General features: G+C 62.1%; 12 protein-coding genes. 4 read left to right on the top strand and 8 right to left on the bottom strand.

The genetic code is table 11. The features are described from left to right. Window positions 1-299 precede the first annotated feature (299 nt). Window positions 300-2,255, top strand: coding sequence for a CocE/NonD family hydrolase (locus ACQ4WY_RS26225; protein WP_436506607.1), 1,956 nt, complete (start codon window positions 300-302; stop codon window positions 2,253-2,255). Here the strand turns inward: ACQ4WY_RS26225 and ACQ4WY_RS26220 are convergent. The 4 genes from ACQ4WY_RS26220 to ACQ4WY_RS26205 all read right to left on the bottom strand — a co-directional run bounded on the left by ACQ4WY_RS26220 (window position 2,252) and on the right by ACQ4WY_RS26205 (window position 6,086). Further along, the gene (locus tag ACQ4WY_RS26220; protein ID WP_436506606.1) at window positions 2,252-3,109 is read right to left on the bottom strand and encodes an EamA family transporter; all 858 of its coding nucleotides are present in this window, start codon (window positions 3,107-3,109) and stop codon (window positions 2,252-2,254) included. The two genes, ACQ4WY_RS26225 and ACQ4WY_RS26220, sit on opposite strands and share 4 nt — an antisense overlap. 10 nt (window positions 3,110-3,119) lie before the next feature. Then, entirely contained in the window at window positions 3,120-3,941 is an 822-nt protein-coding gene (locus tag ACQ4WY_RS26215; protein WP_436506605.1) for a substrate-binding periplasmic protein, read from the bottom strand. A 100-nt stretch (window positions 3,942-4,041) separates the two neighbouring features. Beyond that, window positions 4,042-5,316: a TCR/Tet family MFS transporter gene (locus ACQ4WY_RS26210; RefSeq protein WP_436506604.1), complete on the bottom strand. Its 1,275-nt coding sequence runs from the start codon at window positions 5,314-5,316 to the stop codon at window positions 4,042-4,044. A gap of 119 nt (window positions 5,317-5,435) precedes the next feature. Continuing rightward, the gene (locus ACQ4WY_RS26205; protein ID WP_436506603.1) at window positions 5,436-6,086 is read right to left on the bottom strand and encodes an HD domain-containing protein; all 651 of its coding nucleotides are present in this window, start codon (window positions 6,084-6,086) and stop codon (window positions 5,436-5,438) included. A 328-nt stretch (window positions 6,087-6,414) separates the two neighbouring features. Here ACQ4WY_RS26205 and ACQ4WY_RS26200 point away from each other — a divergent pair, with 328 nt between their 5' ends. After that, entirely contained in the window at window positions 6,415-6,906 is a 492-nt protein-coding gene (locus ACQ4WY_RS26200) for a chemotaxis protein CheW (protein ID WP_035818113.1), read from the top strand. On the opposite strand, the gene ACQ4WY_RS26195 is transcribed toward ACQ4WY_RS26200, so the two are convergent. Beyond that, the gene (locus ACQ4WY_RS26195; RefSeq protein ID WP_436506602.1) at window positions 6,883-7,107 is read right to left on the bottom strand and encodes a hypothetical protein; all 225 of its coding nucleotides are present in this window, start codon (window positions 7,105-7,107) and stop codon (window positions 6,883-6,885) included. The two genes, ACQ4WY_RS26200 and ACQ4WY_RS26195, sit on opposite strands and share 24 nt — an antisense overlap. Before the next feature lie 27 nt (window positions 7,108-7,134). Here ACQ4WY_RS26195 and ACQ4WY_RS26190 point away from each other — a divergent pair, with 27 nt between their 5' ends. Together ACQ4WY_RS26190 and ACQ4WY_RS26185 are read left to right on the top strand one after the other, a co-directional pair. Beyond that, complete coding sequence (locus tag ACQ4WY_RS26190) at window positions 7,135-8,763, top strand: methyl-accepting chemotaxis protein (RefSeq protein WP_436506601.1); 1,629 nt, start codon at window positions 7,135-7,137, stop codon at window positions 8,761-8,763. A 72-nt stretch (window positions 8,764-8,835) separates the two neighbouring features. Then, a complete protein-coding gene (locus tag ACQ4WY_RS26185; protein ID WP_436506600.1) occupies window positions 8,836-10,473 on the top strand; it encodes a methyl-accepting chemotaxis protein in 1,638 nt (545 codons plus the stop codon). On the opposite strand, the gene ACQ4WY_RS26180 is transcribed toward ACQ4WY_RS26185, so the two are convergent. The 3 genes from ACQ4WY_RS26180 to mgtA are packed head-to-tail and all read right to left on the bottom strand — an operon-like array spanning window position 10,470 to window position 14,041. Further along, window positions 10,470-10,937, bottom strand: coding sequence for a ribonuclease HI family protein (locus ACQ4WY_RS26180; protein WP_436506599.1), 468 nt, complete (start codon window positions 10,935-10,937; stop codon window positions 10,470-10,472). The two genes, ACQ4WY_RS26185 and ACQ4WY_RS26180, sit on opposite strands and share 4 nt — an antisense overlap. A 41-nt stretch (window positions 10,938-10,978) precedes the next feature. After that, a complete protein-coding gene (locus tag ACQ4WY_RS26175; protein WP_436506598.1) occupies window positions 10,979-11,320 on the bottom strand; it encodes a DUF6677 family protein in 342 nt (113 codons plus the stop codon). A gap of 36 nt (window positions 11,321-11,356) precedes the next feature. Then, entirely contained in the window at window positions 11,357-14,041 is a 2,685-nt protein-coding gene (gene mgtA / locus ACQ4WY_RS26170; protein WP_436506597.1) for a magnesium-translocating P-type ATPase, read from the bottom strand. Window positions 14,042-14,293 lie beyond the last annotated feature (252 nt).

Raw genomic sequence — 14,293 nt, 5'->3', positions numbered from 1 at the left:
CGCCTGCATCGGGGATGATCCAGGCTGAGCCTGTTACGCCACCGATCGAGGCGGCGTGGATCAAATTCACATCACTATGCAGTGGCCGCGCGAAAGTGAGCGGGACCACCAATTCAAGCAGGCGTGTTGTGAAGGGATAAATTTCATGGCGTTATGGTTGCAGTTCGTGCGCGTTCTGTCAAGTTGCGCCCCGATTTATCTGCTGCGCTGCGTCAGAGGCTGGCCTACTGCAGAACTTGCTTTCCGGGTACTATTGCCGTTCGGCCACTTTTGCGTGGCATGAATCATTGGAGAACAGTATGCGCGTGTCGTCCCCCGTCCGGCTCACCGGCCTGGCCCTTGTTGTCAGTTCCCTATGCAGTCCCGTGCTTGCTGCGTCCTGGCAGCCGCAAACGCCACCCATGACGCCCGATATCGGCGCCAAGCTGGTGATACCCGACGTCAATGATTACGTCAAGCGCGTCGTGATGATCCCCATGCGCGATGGCGTCAAGCTGTACACGGTGATTGTCGTACCGAAAGACGCGAAAAGAGCGCCGATCATGCTCACGCGCACGCCGTACAATGCGGCCCGCCGCGCCCAGCGCGCGACCAGCGCCAGCATGCTGGCCACCTTGCCGCAAGGCGATGATACCCTGGTGGAAAACGGTTATATCCGCGTGTTCCAGGACGTGCGCGGCAAGCATGGCTCGGAAGGCGATTACGTCATGACGCGCCCCGTGCGTGGCCCGCTGAACAATACCAAGGTGGACAACGTCACGGATGCGTGGGACACCATCGACTGGCTGGTGAAGAATGTGCCGGAAAGCAATGGCAAGGTAGGCATGCTGGGTTCCTCGTACGAGGGACATACGGTGCTGATGGCCCTGGTTGACCCGCATCCGGCGCTGAAGGTGGCCATTCCCATGAGCGCCATGGTCGATGGCTGGCGCGGCGACGACTGGTTCCATAACGGCGCCTTCCGCATGCCCAGCTTGTCATACCTGGCGTGGCAGACAAGCGTGCGCGGCAGCGGCGAGGCACCCGTGACGGGCGTCTACGACGACTACGACGCGTACCTGCGCATCGGCTCGGCTGGCGCTTACGCGAAGAAATTCGGCATCGACAAGCTGACCTACACGAAAAAGCTGTTTGAACACCCGGCCTACGACAGTTACTGGCAAGAACAGGCGCTCGATAAAATCCTCGCGAAGCGCCCGCTGATCGTGCCGACCATGCACGTGGTGGGGCAGTGGGACCAGGAAGACATTTATGGTCCCTATGCCACCTACTCTGCGATGGAAGGGCGCGACAAGCACAACAACCTCAATTACCTGGCCATCGGCCCGTGGCGGCACAGCGGCGTCAACTATGACGGTTCCAGCCTGGGCGCCCTGAAGTTTGACGGCGATACGGCGCGCCAGTTCCGCGAAAAAGTCATGCAACCGTTCCTCAATCAATACCTGAAGGATGGCGCGCCGGACGCGAACACGGCGCCCGTGGTGTCGTACCAGAGCGGCACGAACCAGTGGCAGCGCCTGCAGCAGTGGCCGCTGGCCTGCGAGACCTGCGAGACCAAGCTGACGCCGATCTACCTGCAGGACGGTTCCAAACTGGGCTTTGCGGCGCCATCGGGCGCTGCGGATGCGGCTGAAGGCGCCTTCGATGAATACGTGGCCGACCCTGCGAAACCCGTGCCATTCGTCGCGCGTCCCGTGCGCCTGAACGATGCCGACGTGTGGAAGCCATGGCTGGTCAGCGACCAGCGCGGCTATGCGGACCGCACGGACGTGCTCAGCTACGTTTCCGAGCCCTTGAAAACGGCCGTGCGCATCGCCGGCGCACCGATGGTCAACCTGTTTGCCTCCACCAGCGGCACGGATGCGGACTGGGTGGTGAAACTGATCGACGTGTATCCGGACGAAGTACCGTCGCAGCCGGCCATGGGCGGCTACCAGCTGGGCGTGGCGATGGATATCTTCCGCGGGCGCTACCGCGACAGCTTCGAGCACCCGACGCCGATACCGGCGGGCAAAGTGGAGAGCTACCGCTTCGCCTTGCCGAACGCGAATCACGTCTTCCTGCCCGGTCACCGCATTGCCGTGCAAGTACAGTCGAGCTGGTTCCCTCTGTACGACCGCAATCCGCAAAACTACGTGCCGAACATCTTCCTGGCCGACCCAGGTCACTATAGAAAGGCGACGCAGCGCGTGTACCACGCGGCAGGGGCGGCCAGCGCCATCGAGTTGCCGATAGCGCCGCTCGACGCGCGCTAGCCGGCGCGCATGAGGATGGCGCCCGCCGCGATCATGGCGATGGCCAGGTAGCGGCGGGGGCTGATTTTTTCGCGCAGGAATAGTGCGGCAATGGCGATGGCGAACAAAATCGACGTTTCGCGCAGGGCCGCGATGGCGGCCACGGGCGCCTGCGTCATGGCCCACAGGGCCAGGCCATACGAGGCGAGGGTGCCGAAGCCGCCAAAGGCGGCCAGGCGCCATTGCGTTTGTGCATAGGCAAGCAAGTCGGCGGGGCGGCGCAACGCCGTCCACAGCAGCAGTCCGGTGCCGTTCAAGACAAAAATCCACATGGTGTAGGCGGCCGGCGCGCCGGACAGGCGCACGCCGATGCCATCGATCAGGGTATAGCTGGCGATGACGCAGGCGTTGCCCAGCGCAAAGGCGGTGGCGCCTCCCGTGTTTTTCGGCGTGCTGCCGATGGCGGGCAGGCGCGCGGCGAAGTACAGGCCGAAGATGCCCGCGCAGATGCAGGCGACGGCGCCCATCTGCATCGCAGACAGACGCTCGCCGATCAGCGGCCAGCTGGCCAGCGCGACGATGAGCGGTGCGCTGCCCCGCATCAGGGGGTAGGCATGGCTCATGTCGCCCGCCTTGTAGGCGGCCGCCAACAGAGAGTAATAGGCCAGTTGCGCCACGGCCGAGGCGGCCAGGTAGGGCCAGCTGGCGGGCGCGGGAGCATCGACAAAGGGCAAAACAGCCAGCGAAATCAGGGCCGCGCCCACTGACACGAGCACCGTGCTGAGAAAGGTATCCTTGCCCGACTTGACGATGGCGTTCCAGCTGGCGTGCAACAGGGCGGCAAATAAAACGACGGCGACGACCAAACCCGACATGCGTATGTCCTTAGCGCGGACGTATGCTGAGCGAGAGCAGTTCCTGGCGGTGATGGCGCTGGAAGGCGTCCATCACGGTGCCCGAGCGGCCCGCCTTGTCCAGCAGCTCGCGCAGGGTCGCCTGGTCTTCCGCCGTGAGCGACTTGCGCGACAGGTAGACGCCGCTCATGCCCCACGGTAGCTCGGGCAGGGCTTCCAGGCGCAGGCGGTCGGCGAGGCCATACACGCGCGCATCGTTCTGCGCCACGCCGGCCAAGATGGTGGGCGCCATGATGGTGGCATCGATGAAGCCGCTTTGCATCAGGCGCGCCACGGAGAGCGCATCAACTTCGTAGAACAGGCGTCCCTGGCTGCTCAGCTCCTTCGCCAGCGCCTGATACGGTGCACCATAGTCGTAGCCGCGCACGAGCGCCACGCGCAATTCGCGCCGCTCGATCAATTCCTGCATGGTGTTGATGGGTGTGCGCGTGCCCTGTAGCGAGATCAGCAGGGGGCGGCTGCCCAGCATGGGGATGAACAGGCCATGCTGGTCGCGCCGCAAGGTGCTGCTGGCAGGGATCAGCAAATCGGCCTTGCCCGCCTCGAACATCGCTTCCAGACGCGCACGGGGCACGGCCGTGAAGATGAAATTGCAGCCGAGCTTGGCGCCCAAGTTGCGCAGCAAGTCGGGATAGATGCCGCTGATGGTGGCGCCATTGACCACCACGCTGGCGCCGATGGCCGAGATGGGTACCTGGATGTCGCGCGAGCATTGCGCGCCCGCCAGCGACGGCAGCGCCAGCGCCAGCATGGCCACAGTTCGGCGCCAGGCGCTGGAATAAAAGTCAGTCATACCCATCCTTGCTCACCATCGTATCGCGGGCGTTGGCAACGTCCGCCTGATTATCCCATTCTCGCCTATTTATTTCTTAAATGCAATATTATCCCGCCGACTACTTTGTGGTGGAAACCATAAGTCTTGCCTGGCGTTGCGCCTTGAAGTAGCGCCAGGCCACCACGATGCCCAGGGTTTGCATGATGGCGCACAGGTAGAAGGTGCTGCCGATGCGCCAGTCTTGCGGCGGCAAGTGACTCACTTCGCCCAGGATCATGCTGCCGAGCAAAGGCATGATGATAATGCCCAGGCTGCTGATCGATTGCAGGGAACCCATCAGTTCTCCCTGTTCGCTGGCGGCGGAAGCCTTCGAGATGATGCCTTGCAGGGCCGGCCCGGCGGCAAAGGCCAGCAGGTTGCACAGGATCAGCGCATACATCATCCAGCCCTGCGTCGCCAGGCCGTACAGCAAATAGGTGAGGGCGCCCGAGGCCATGCCCAGCAAGGACAAACGCACTTCGCCAAAACGCTTGATGAGTATGCCCAGCAAGCCCGCTTGCACCACGGCCGCGCACAGGCCTACGCAGAACAGGGCGATGCCGTTCTGGCGCGGCGTCCAGTCGAAGCGGAAATGCGTGTACAGCACCCAGGTGGTATTGAGCATCATTTGCGCAAACGTCATCAGACCGAAGGCCAGCACCAGGCCGCGTATCTCCACGCGGCGCACCAGCTTCAGCAGGGCGGCAAACGGGTTGATGCGCGCCAGAGTGAAGGGTGCGCGCGGACCCGGCTGCAGCGATTCGGGTACGAAGAAATAGCCGTAGATGAAATTGGCGGCCGACAAGCCCGCCGCCACGTAAAACGGCAGGTGCAGATTGATTTCGCCCAGCAGGCCGCCCAGCATGGGCCCGCAAATGAAGCCCAGGCCGAAGGCGGCGCCGATCTTGCCGAAACTCTTGGCGAGGTTGTCGGGCGTGGAAATGTCGGAGGCATAGGCGGACGCGACCGACATGCTGGCCGACGAGACGCCGCCGATGATGCGGCCGATGAACAAACAGGCCAGATTTGGCGCCCAGCCCGTGGCGAGGAAATTGATGCCCATGCCGGCCATCGAGTACAACAGCACGGGACGGCGTCCCACGCGGTCGCTGATGGCGCCCAGCATGGGCATGAAGATGAATTGCAGCAAGCCGAAGACGGCCGCCATGATGCCGTACCAGAACGCTTGCGCTTCCTTGCCGCTGACAAAGTCGCCGATCAGGATGGGCAGCACGGGCACGACCAGGCCGATGCCCAGCATGTCGATGAAGACGCAGACGAGGATGAAATTGAGGTTGCCGCCGCGCGCGGGGGGGGGCGGGGAATGGCTGTCGGGGCTGGTTTTATCGGACATGCATGCTTTCGGCGTGTTGGCGTTACGCCGGCGCGTTGCAGGTTTCTGCTGACGCGCGGCGCGATAGCTGAGGCTTGCATTATAGACAGCATGGACCTTGCTGGCTATCGCCACCCATGTCAGAGCGCAGTTCCCCATTCGTCGGCAAAGACGGCGCGGAAATCCGTCAGCACGGCCAGCCGCTGTTCGGCCAGGGCGCGGCCGGCCGCCGTCTGCATCTTGCCGGGCAGTTTGTCGAGCTTGGTAACGATATGGTCGAGCGCATATGCCTTGTCGTCGAGCGGACGCTGCTGAGCCAGCGGATCGGTGCCATGCGCCAGCGCGCTATCCATGCGCGCGGCCGTGTAAAACAGGCGCGCCAGTCCCACGGCGCCCAGCGCGTCGATACGGTCGGCATCCTGCACGATCTGCGCTTCGATCGTGTGCGGCGGCAGATTGGCGGAAAAACTGTGCGTCTCGATGGCGTGGGCCACGCCAGCCAGTTTTTCTGGTGGGAAATCCAGTTCCGCCAGCTGGCGGCACGCCAGCGCGGCCGCCTGGCGCGAGGCCAGGTGGCGCTCGGGGTGGTTTTTCGGCAGGTTGACCAGGTCGTGCAGATAGCAGGCAGCCATCACAGTGAGGGCGTCGGCTTGCGCATGGTCTTGCAGCAGGACGCTGGCGTTGCGCCAGACGCGCTGCAGGTGGTTGAGGTCGTGGGCGCTGTCATCGCCCAGGCCAGCCGTGGCCAGCGCCAGCAGGCGTGGTTGCCATTGAGAAAGCAAAGAGTGCATGGTTCAAAGTCGTAAAAAGCAGGGGCCGCCAGTGTGGCATAAAACGCCGCTGCATGCGGTGGGCGCCCGACACGCCAGCGTGCCGTATTCGCCACATAAGTTGCATTTTTGAAAAGTGCAAATCAGACGAGCGCTCTTTTTTAGTGCATGTAAAATTTACATGAGGTAACATTGCCGCACGGAAATTAGAGGCATAAGCTAATTGCGAGAAAGTATTTGCAAAAACATATAAGCGGCAGCCATTCCAGCGTGCGTGGCCCGTCATCTGCAGGGCCTACGCGCAGCGTGTCTTGGCTTGCGCCCCAGGCGAATTAACTAAAGGATTATCATGAACACCATTTCCAGCGACACTGGCGCAACCGTTGCCAAGGCTGCCGAATACCTGGCTTTTACCCTGGGCCAGGAAGAGTATGGCATCGACATCCAGAAAGTCAGCGAAATCCGCAGCTATGAAACGCCGACCCGCATCGCCAACGCGCCCGAGTTCGTCAAAGGCGTGGTCAACCTGCGCGGCATCATCGTGCCGATCGTCGACATGCGCATCAAGTTCAACCTGGGAACGCCCAGCTATGACCAGTTCACCGTCGTCATCATCCTCAATATCGGCAACCGCGTCGTCGGCATGGTCGTCGACCGCGTCTCCGACGTCACCACCCTGATGCCGGAACAGATCAAGCCGGCGCCGGACATGGGCCGTTCGATCAACACGGAATACGTGATCGGCCTGGGCACCATCGACGAGCGCATGCTGATCCTGGTCGATATCGACCAGCTGATGTCCAGCGCCGACATGGGTTTAATTGAGAAGCTTGCTGCTTAAGTTCTTCCCGCCGGTCTTTTTGACCGGGTTTGTCGGAAACAATTGACCCCAAGCATTGTTTGCTTTTTCTGCAAGGCGCACGCTAACGCATTTCCTGGCGCACGGTTCAGCCGAACCGTGCGCCAGTTTCACTTCAGTTTCACTTTTTACGCCCGTTTCGCCATGGCAGCCAGCCCGCACCAGCGCGAAACTGCCAGCCATGGCATCAGGGCTCTTTAGGATAGTCACATGAATTTATTACGCAACGTCAGCATCGGTGTCCGTCTCGGGCTCGGTTTTGCCGTGATTCTGCTGTTTTCCATGCTCATTACGGGCATCAGCGTCTGGCGTTTGCACGACGTGGCCAGTGCCACGCGCGTCATGATGGAGCAACCGCTGGCCAAGGAACGCTATATTTCCGACTGGTACGGCCGCATCGACAGCGCCGTGCGCCGCACCATCGCCATTGCCCGCAGCAGCGACACTTCGCTGAGCGGCTATTTCGCCGAAGAATCGAAAGTCTCGTCGTCCAGCTCGGCCGAGCTGCAAAAGAAAATCGAGGCGCTGATCGACAAGCCAGAGGAAAAAGCCATGTTCGCGGGCTTGCTGGAGCAGCGCAAGGTGTACATCAGTTCGCGCGACCAGGTCTACAAGCTGAAGGGGGAAGCGCAAGTCGACGCCGCCAATGAGGTGTTTGAAAAGACCTTCGTGCCGGCCGCCGCGAAATACCAGAAAATGGTCTCGGACTTGCTGGAACATCAGCGCGCCGCGATCGACACGACGGCGCGCGAGATCGACGCTGTCGCCAATACCAGCCGCAAGCTGATGCTGGCGCTGGCCGCGCTGGCGCTGGCTTTTGGCGTCGTCTGTGCCTGGGTCTTGACGATGGGCATCGTGCGTCCTTTGCGCACGGCCGTGGACATCGCCCGCAAGGTGGCCGATGGCGACTTGACGGCGCAGATCGACGCCAGCGCCAAGGATGAAACCGGGCAATTGCTGCAAGCGTTGAAAGACATGAACAGCAGCCTGCTCAATATCGTGGGCGAAGTGCGCAGCGGCACGGACAGCATCGCCACGTCGTCGACACAGATTGCTGCCGGTAACCAGGACCTGTCTTCCCGCACGGAAGAGCAGGCCGGTTCGCTGGAAGAGACGGCGTCGTCGATGGAAGAGCTGACCAGCACCGTGAAGCAGAATGCGGACAATGCGCGCCAGGCCAACCAGTTGGCGGCGTCGGCGGCGCAAGTGGCCGTCAAGGGTGGCGAAGTCGTGGCGCAGGTGGTGGGCACGATGGAATCGATCAACGCTTCGTCGAACAAGATCGTCGACATCATCAGCGTCATCGATGGCATCGCCTTCCAGACGAACATCCTGGCGCTGAATGCGGCCGTGGAAGCGGCACGTGCTGGCGAGCAGGGCCGCGGCTTTGCCGTGGTGGCGTCCGAAGTGCGCAACCTGGCCCAGCGTTCGGCCAGCGCCGCGAAAGAGATCAAGACCCTGATCGGTGCTTCGGTGGAGCAAGTCAACGCGGGCAGCATGCTGGTGGCGCAAGCCGGTTCGACCATGAACGACATCGTCGACAGCGTGCAGCGCGTGAGCGACATCATCACGGAAATCACGGCAGCGAGCAGTGAGCAAAGCGTGGGCATCGATGAGATCAACCGCGCCATCGGCCAGATGGATGCCGTGACGCAACAAAATGCGGCCCTGGTGGAAGAGTCGGCGGCCGCCGCCGAATCGATGCAGCACCAGGCGCACAACCTGGCGCAAGTCGTCAGCGTGTTCAAGCTGAATGGCCAGCAAGCCAAGGTCGGCGGAGCGAACGCACTGAAACGCCCGGCAGCGCTACAAACTGCCTTGCGCATCGGCACACACTGATAGCGCCGCGGCTGCCCCGTGCAGCCGCAACCCCTTTTATATAGTCTGGTTCCGCTTTTTTAGGATATTCACATGAATTTGTTAAGAAACGTCAGTATTGGTGTGCGCCTCGGCCTGGGTTTTGCCGTGATTTTGCTGTTTTCCATGCTTATTACCGGCATCAGCGTGTGGCGCTTGCATGACGTGGCCATGGCCACGCGCAACATGATGGAATTGCCGCTGGCGAAGGAACGCTATATTTCCGACTGGTACGCGAAAATCGACAGCGGCGTGCGCCGCACGACGGCCATCGCGCGCAGCAGCGACACGACACTGGGCGCGTATTTCGCGGAAGAAGCCAAGCAATCGTCCGTCGTATCGGGCGAACTGCAAAAGAAAATCGAAGCCTTGATTTCCAGTCCGGAAGAAAAGGAACTGTTCCGCCTCGTGAGTGAACAGCGCAAGGTGTACCTCGATTCGCGCGCGCAAGTGTCGAAGCTGAAGGCCGATGGGCAGGAAGCGGAAGCGGAGCAAGCTTTCCAGAACGTCTTCGTGCCCGGTTCGACGAAATACCTGAAAGTGGTCAACGACATGCTGCAGCACCAGCGCACCAGCATCGACACGACGGCGCGCGAGATCGACGAAGTCGCCAAGACGAGCCGCAACTTGCTGCTGACCCTGGCTGTGCTGGCACTGGGCTTTGGCGTCGTGTGCGCCTGGTTGTTGACGATGGGTATCGTGCGTCCTTTGCGCACGGCCGTGGACATCGCCCGCAAAGTGGCCGATGGCGACTTGACGGCGCAGATCGACGCCAGCGCCAAGGATGAAACCGGGCAATTGCTGCAAGCGTTGAAAGACATGAACACCAGCTTGCTCAACATCGTCAGCGAAGTGCGTACGGGCACGGACAGCATCGCTACCTCGTCGACGGAAATTGCCGCCGGTAACCAGGATCTGTCGAGCCGCACGGAAGAGCAGGCCGGTTCGCTGGAAGAGACGGCTTCGTCGATGGAGGAGCTGACCAGCACCGTCAAACAGAATGCGGACAATGCGCGCCAGGCCAACCAGTTGGCGGCGTCGGCGGCGCAAGTGGCCGTCAAGGGTGGCGAAGTCGTGGCGCAAGTGGTGGGCACGATGGAATCGATCAACGCTTCGTCGAACAAGATCGTCGACATCATCAGCGTTATCGATGGCATCGCCTTCCAGACGAACATCCTGGCGCTGAATGCGGCCGTGGAAGCGGCACGTGCAGGCGAGCAGGGCCGCGGCTTTGCCGTGGTGGCGTCCGAAGTGCGCAACCTGGCCCAGCGTTCGGCCAGCGCCGCGAAAGAGATCAAGACCCTGATCGGTGCTTCGGTGGAGCAAGTCAACGCGGGCAGCATGCTGGTGGCGCAAGCCGGTTCGACCATGAACGACATCGTCGACAGCGTGCAGCGCGTGAGCGACATCATCACGGAAATCACGGCAGCGAGCAGTGAGCAAAGCGTGGGCATCGATGAGATCAACCGCGCCATCGGCCAGATGGATGCCGTGACGCAACAAAATGCGGCCCTGGTGGAAGAGTCGGCGGCCGCCGCCGAATCGATGCAGCACCAGGCGCACAACCTGGCCCAAGTGGTCAGCGTGTTTAAATTGAATGGCCAGCAGGCCACGGTCAGCGGTTTGAAAGGTGTAAAACGTCCTGCAAGCAAGGAAGCCAAGCCTGCCTTGCAGATCGGCCGCGCCGCTTAATCTTTCTCGCCCCAGCCGGCTATCGCCAGCTGCGACAGCCGGTCCGCCTCGCCATTCCTGTGGCGCGGCAGCCAGCGCAAGCTCACATCAGTGAATTGTTCCAGCAGGGCCACCACGGTGGCCCTCTGCGTTTCCAGTCCCTTGGCGCCGACCGGCGTCGTTCCCAGCACATCATTGATCACCACCTGGCTGTCGCCGTACAGCAGCAGTTGCACGGGCGGCGGGCGCACGCCGAGCGCCGCACGCAGCACGGCCGTCAGGGCCGCATATTCCGCGTCGCTGCTGCTGCCATAACCGGCCGCCTCGCTCACTTCGATACGCTCGCCATGCGGCCCCAGCAGCAGGGCGCCTATGCCCAGCTTGCCCGGGTTCGGATGGGCGGAACCGTCGAACCAGCCGCGCCAGGCCAGCGGGCCGCCGTGGTCCTGGCGCTTGAGCGCCAGCTGCGCGCGGCGTGCCTGCATCTTTGCCTCCTTGCGTAGATTGCGCGCCTGGGCTTCCGCCGTCATGGCTTGAGCAGCAAGGTATCGATGAGGCTGCCGATCCAGCACACGGCCAGCACGCCCACGGCCACCGTCATGGCGGGTCCGTCATTGGCGGAGAGCAGCTCCACTTTTTCCATGATCAGCTGCACGTCGAGGGGCAGGGCGCCACTGTCGATCTGTGCCATAAGCTGGTCCAAACGTGCCATGATCTGGCGCAATACGAGCACCAGCGCGACCAGGGCCGGCACGAAAAAGAGGCAGCCGCGCGCCTTGCGTTTTAATAAGAAATGCCCGCTGCCGGGAAACACCAGCGCCGACAGCAGCAGGGCGAGATTACGCTTGGAAGGAGGAGAGCCGCTCATGCGCGCCTTTTGTAGAAGAAAGAGCGGCTCATCATACTATTGCCAGCCGAATTTGCGCAGATACACGCGTTTCATGAACGTCGTCAGCACCGTGTAGCAGACCAGGATGCCCAGCAGCCAGGGGAAGTAGCCCAAGGGCAAGGCTTGCAGCTTGAAGTAAGTCGCCAGCGGACCCATCGGCAGGAATACGCCCACGGCCATGATGGCGGTGGTGGCCACCAGCAGTGGCACGGAGGCGATGCTGTCGATGAAGGGCAGCTTGGGCGTGCGGATCAGGTGCACGATCAGGGTTTGCGTCAGCAAGCCCACGACGAACCAGCCGGACTGGAACAGGGTTTGCTGTTCCGGCGTATTCGCGCCAAATACATGCCACATCAAAATAAAGGTGCTGATGTCGAAGATCGAGCTGATGGGGCCAAAAAAGACCATGAAGCGGCCGATGTCGCGCGGGTTCCAGCTCAGTGGCTGCTGGATCAGTTCGGCGTCCACGTTGTCGAACGGGATGGCGATCTGCGACACGTCATACAGCAGGTTTTGCACCAGCAAGTGCAGCGGCAGCATCGGCAAAAACGGTAAAAAGGCGCTGGCCACCAGCACGGAAAACACATTGCCGAAGTTCGAGCTGGCCGTCATGCGGATGTATTTGAGCATGTTGCTGAAGGTGCGCCGGCCTTCCAGTACGCCTTCTTCCAGCACCATCAGGCTCTTTTCCAGCAGGATGATGTCGGCCGCCTCCTTGGCGATATCGACGGCCGAATCGACGGAAATGCCGATGTCGGCCGCGCGCAGGGCGGGCGCGTCGTTGATGCCGTCGCCCATGAAGCCGACGATATGGCCGTTGCCGCGCAGGGCGCGCACCAGGCGCTCCTTGTGCAGCGGGCTGAGCTTGGCAAACACGGTATTGTCTTCGGCTGCCCTGGCCAGGGTGGCATCGTCCATGTCGTCGAGTTGCGGGCCTTGCAGCACGCCATGCACGGCCAGGCCCACTTCGCGGCAAATCTTCGCCGTCACCAGGTGGTTGTCGCCCGTCAATACCTTCACGGTCACGCCGTGTTCCGCCAGCGCGCGCAGGGCGGGCGCCGTCGATTCCTTCGGCGGGTCGAGAAACGCGACGTAGCCGATCAGGGTCAGCGCCGTTTCATCGGCTACGCCGTACACGGTTTTATGCGGCGGCACTTCCTTGACGGCCACGGCCACCACGCGCAAGCCTTCCGCATTCAAGCCGTGCGTGGTTTCCAGCACCTTTTCCAGCAGGGCGGCGTCGAGCGCAATATTCACGCCGCCCAAGCGCAGATGGCTGCAGGCGGCGAGGATTTCCTCGACGGCGCCCTTGCAGATCAGTTCATGGTGATCGTCGCGTTCGGAAACGACGACGGACATGCGGCGGCGCACGAAATCGAACGGGATTTCATCGACTTTCACGTAATCTCGGGCCAGCTGCATTTCCGTCTGCAATTCCACATGGTCGAGCACGGCGCGGTCCAGCAGGTTTTTGAGGCCCGTCTGGTAGTGGCTGTTCAAATAGGCGAATTGCAGCACTTCATCGGACGGCTGGCCGAACACGTCCGTGTGGCGCTCGAGCACGATTTTGTCCTGCGTCAGGGTGCCCGTCTTGTCCGTGCACAGCACATCCATGGCGCCGAAGTTCTGGATCGCATCCAGGCGTTTCACGACGACTTTCTTTTTCGACAGTTTCACGGCGCCCTTGGCCAGGGTGCTGGTGACGATCATGGGCAGCATTTCCGGTGTCAGGCCCACGGCGACAGAGAGGGCGAACAAAAACGCTTCCATCCAGTCGCCCTTGGTCCAGCCATTGATCAGGAACACGAGCGGCGCCATCACGAGGGCGAAGCGGATCAGCAGCCAGCTGACGCTGTTGACGCCCGCTTCGAAGGCCGTCGGCGTGCGCTCGGTAGCCGTCACGCGCGTGGCGATCGTGCCGAAATACGTCCGGTTGCCGGTCGCCAGGACCAGCGCCGTGGCGGCGCCCGAGATCACATTCGTGCCCATGAACAGCAAATTGGCCAGTTCCATCGGGTCTTTACCATTGCTATCGGCCAGCTCGGCCATCTTTTCCACGGGCAAGGATTCACCCGTCATGGCGGCCTGGCTGACGAACAGGTCTTTTGCGGAAAGCAAGCGGCAGTCGGCGGGAATCATGTCGCCGGCCGACAGCACGATGATGTCGCCCTGCACCAGCTGGCGGATGGGCAGCTCGCTTTGCTGGCCATTGCGCAGCACGGTGGCCGTATTGCTGACCATGGCTTTCAGGCGTTCGGCGGCCCGGTTCGAGCGGCCTTCCTGCACGAAGCGCAGCAGGGTCGACAAAATCACCATGGTGCCGATGACGATGGTCGCCTTCGGGTCTTCCGTCAGGTAGGAAACAATCGCCAGGACGGTGAGCAGCAGGTTGAACGGATTCTTGTAGCACAGCCACAGGTGCTGGTACCAGGCCAGCGGTTTTTCATGCTCGACCTCGTTCGGCCCCGTTTGCGCGCCGATGACTTGCGCTTCAGCATCGCGCAAGCCTTCCAGGCGCGTATGCAGGCGGTTCAGGGCGCTATCCAGGCCTTCATGGGCGGCGGCCAGCAGCTGGCGCGCCAGATGGTCGGGCACGGGGCGGGCCGTGCTGTTTTCCAGCGGCATGGCGCGGCGGCGGAAGTTGCCGGCCGTATGGCGCTTGCGCAGGAACGATTCGAATAAGCGGGTGAAGAGATTCATGCTCTTCCTTTCACGGCGAGGTGTTGACGGGCGGCGCAGCCGCAGGCAAGACTTGCGTGCCGCAAGCGTACCATGAGCAGCCACGGTGCTTGAGGGCAATCCGGGTCAGTAGCCGGTCGCGATCGGAAAGAGGGGGGGGCGCGGCCAGACTGGCCGCACGAGACACCGCACCTTGCTCAGCAAGGCACGGAGGAAACGGAATTCCGCGTTGCTTGCTGCTTAGCTGCCGAGGCAATCACCGATACAAGATCG

This window comes from Janthinobacterium salmonicoloratum (assembly GCF_051380845.1).
Taxonomy (GTDB): Bacteria; Pseudomonadota; Gammaproteobacteria; order Burkholderiales; family Burkholderiaceae_D; genus Janthinobacterium; species Janthinobacterium lividum_F.
Note: the sequence above shows the minus strand (reverse complement) of the source record. Positions and strands in the feature narration are given on the sequence as shown.

Coding starts and splice junctions, on each gene's coding strand:
- ACQ4WY_RS26185 (WP_436506600.1), top strand. CDS start 8,836: ATGAATTTGTTAAGAAACGTCAGTATTGGTGTGCGCCTCGGCCTGGGT.
- ACQ4WY_RS26180 (WP_436506599.1), bottom strand. CDS start 10,937: ATGCAGGCACGCCGCGCGCAGCTGGCGCTCAAGCGCCAGGACCACGGC.
- ACQ4WY_RS26225 (WP_436506607.1), top strand. CDS start 300: ATGCGCGTGTCGTCCCCCGTCCGGCTCACCGGCCTGGCCCTTGTTGTC.
- ACQ4WY_RS26220 (WP_436506606.1), bottom strand. CDS start 3,109: ATGTCGGGTTTGGTCGTCGCCGTCGTTTTATTTGCCGCCCTGTTGCAC.
- ACQ4WY_RS26210 (WP_436506604.1), bottom strand. CDS start 5,316: ATGTCCGATAAAACCAGCCCCGACAGCCATTCCCCGCCCCCCCCCGCG.
- ACQ4WY_RS26205 (WP_436506603.1), bottom strand. CDS start 6,086: ATGCACTCTTTGCTTTCTCAATGGCAACCACGCCTGCTGGCGCTGGCC.
- ACQ4WY_RS26175 (WP_436506598.1), bottom strand. CDS start 11,320: ATGAGCGGCTCTCCTCCTTCCAAGCGTAATCTCGCCCTGCTGCTGTCG.
- ACQ4WY_RS26195 (WP_436506602.1), bottom strand. CDS start 7,107: ATGGCTGGCAGTTTCGCGCTGGTGCGGGCTGGCTGCCATGGCGAAACG.
- ACQ4WY_RS26215 (WP_436506605.1), bottom strand. CDS start 3,941: ATGACTGACTTTTATTCCAGCGCCTGGCGCCGAACTGTGGCCATGCTG.
- ACQ4WY_RS26190 (WP_436506601.1), top strand. CDS start 7,135: ATGAATTTATTACGCAACGTCAGCATCGGTGTCCGTCTCGGGCTCGGT.
- ACQ4WY_RS26200 (WP_035818113.1), top strand. CDS start 6,415: ATGAACACCATTTCCAGCGACACTGGCGCAACCGTTGCCAAGGCTGCC.
- mgtA (WP_436506597.1), bottom strand. CDS start 14,041: ATGAATCTCTTCACCCGCTTATTCGAATCGTTCCTGCGCAAGCGCCAT.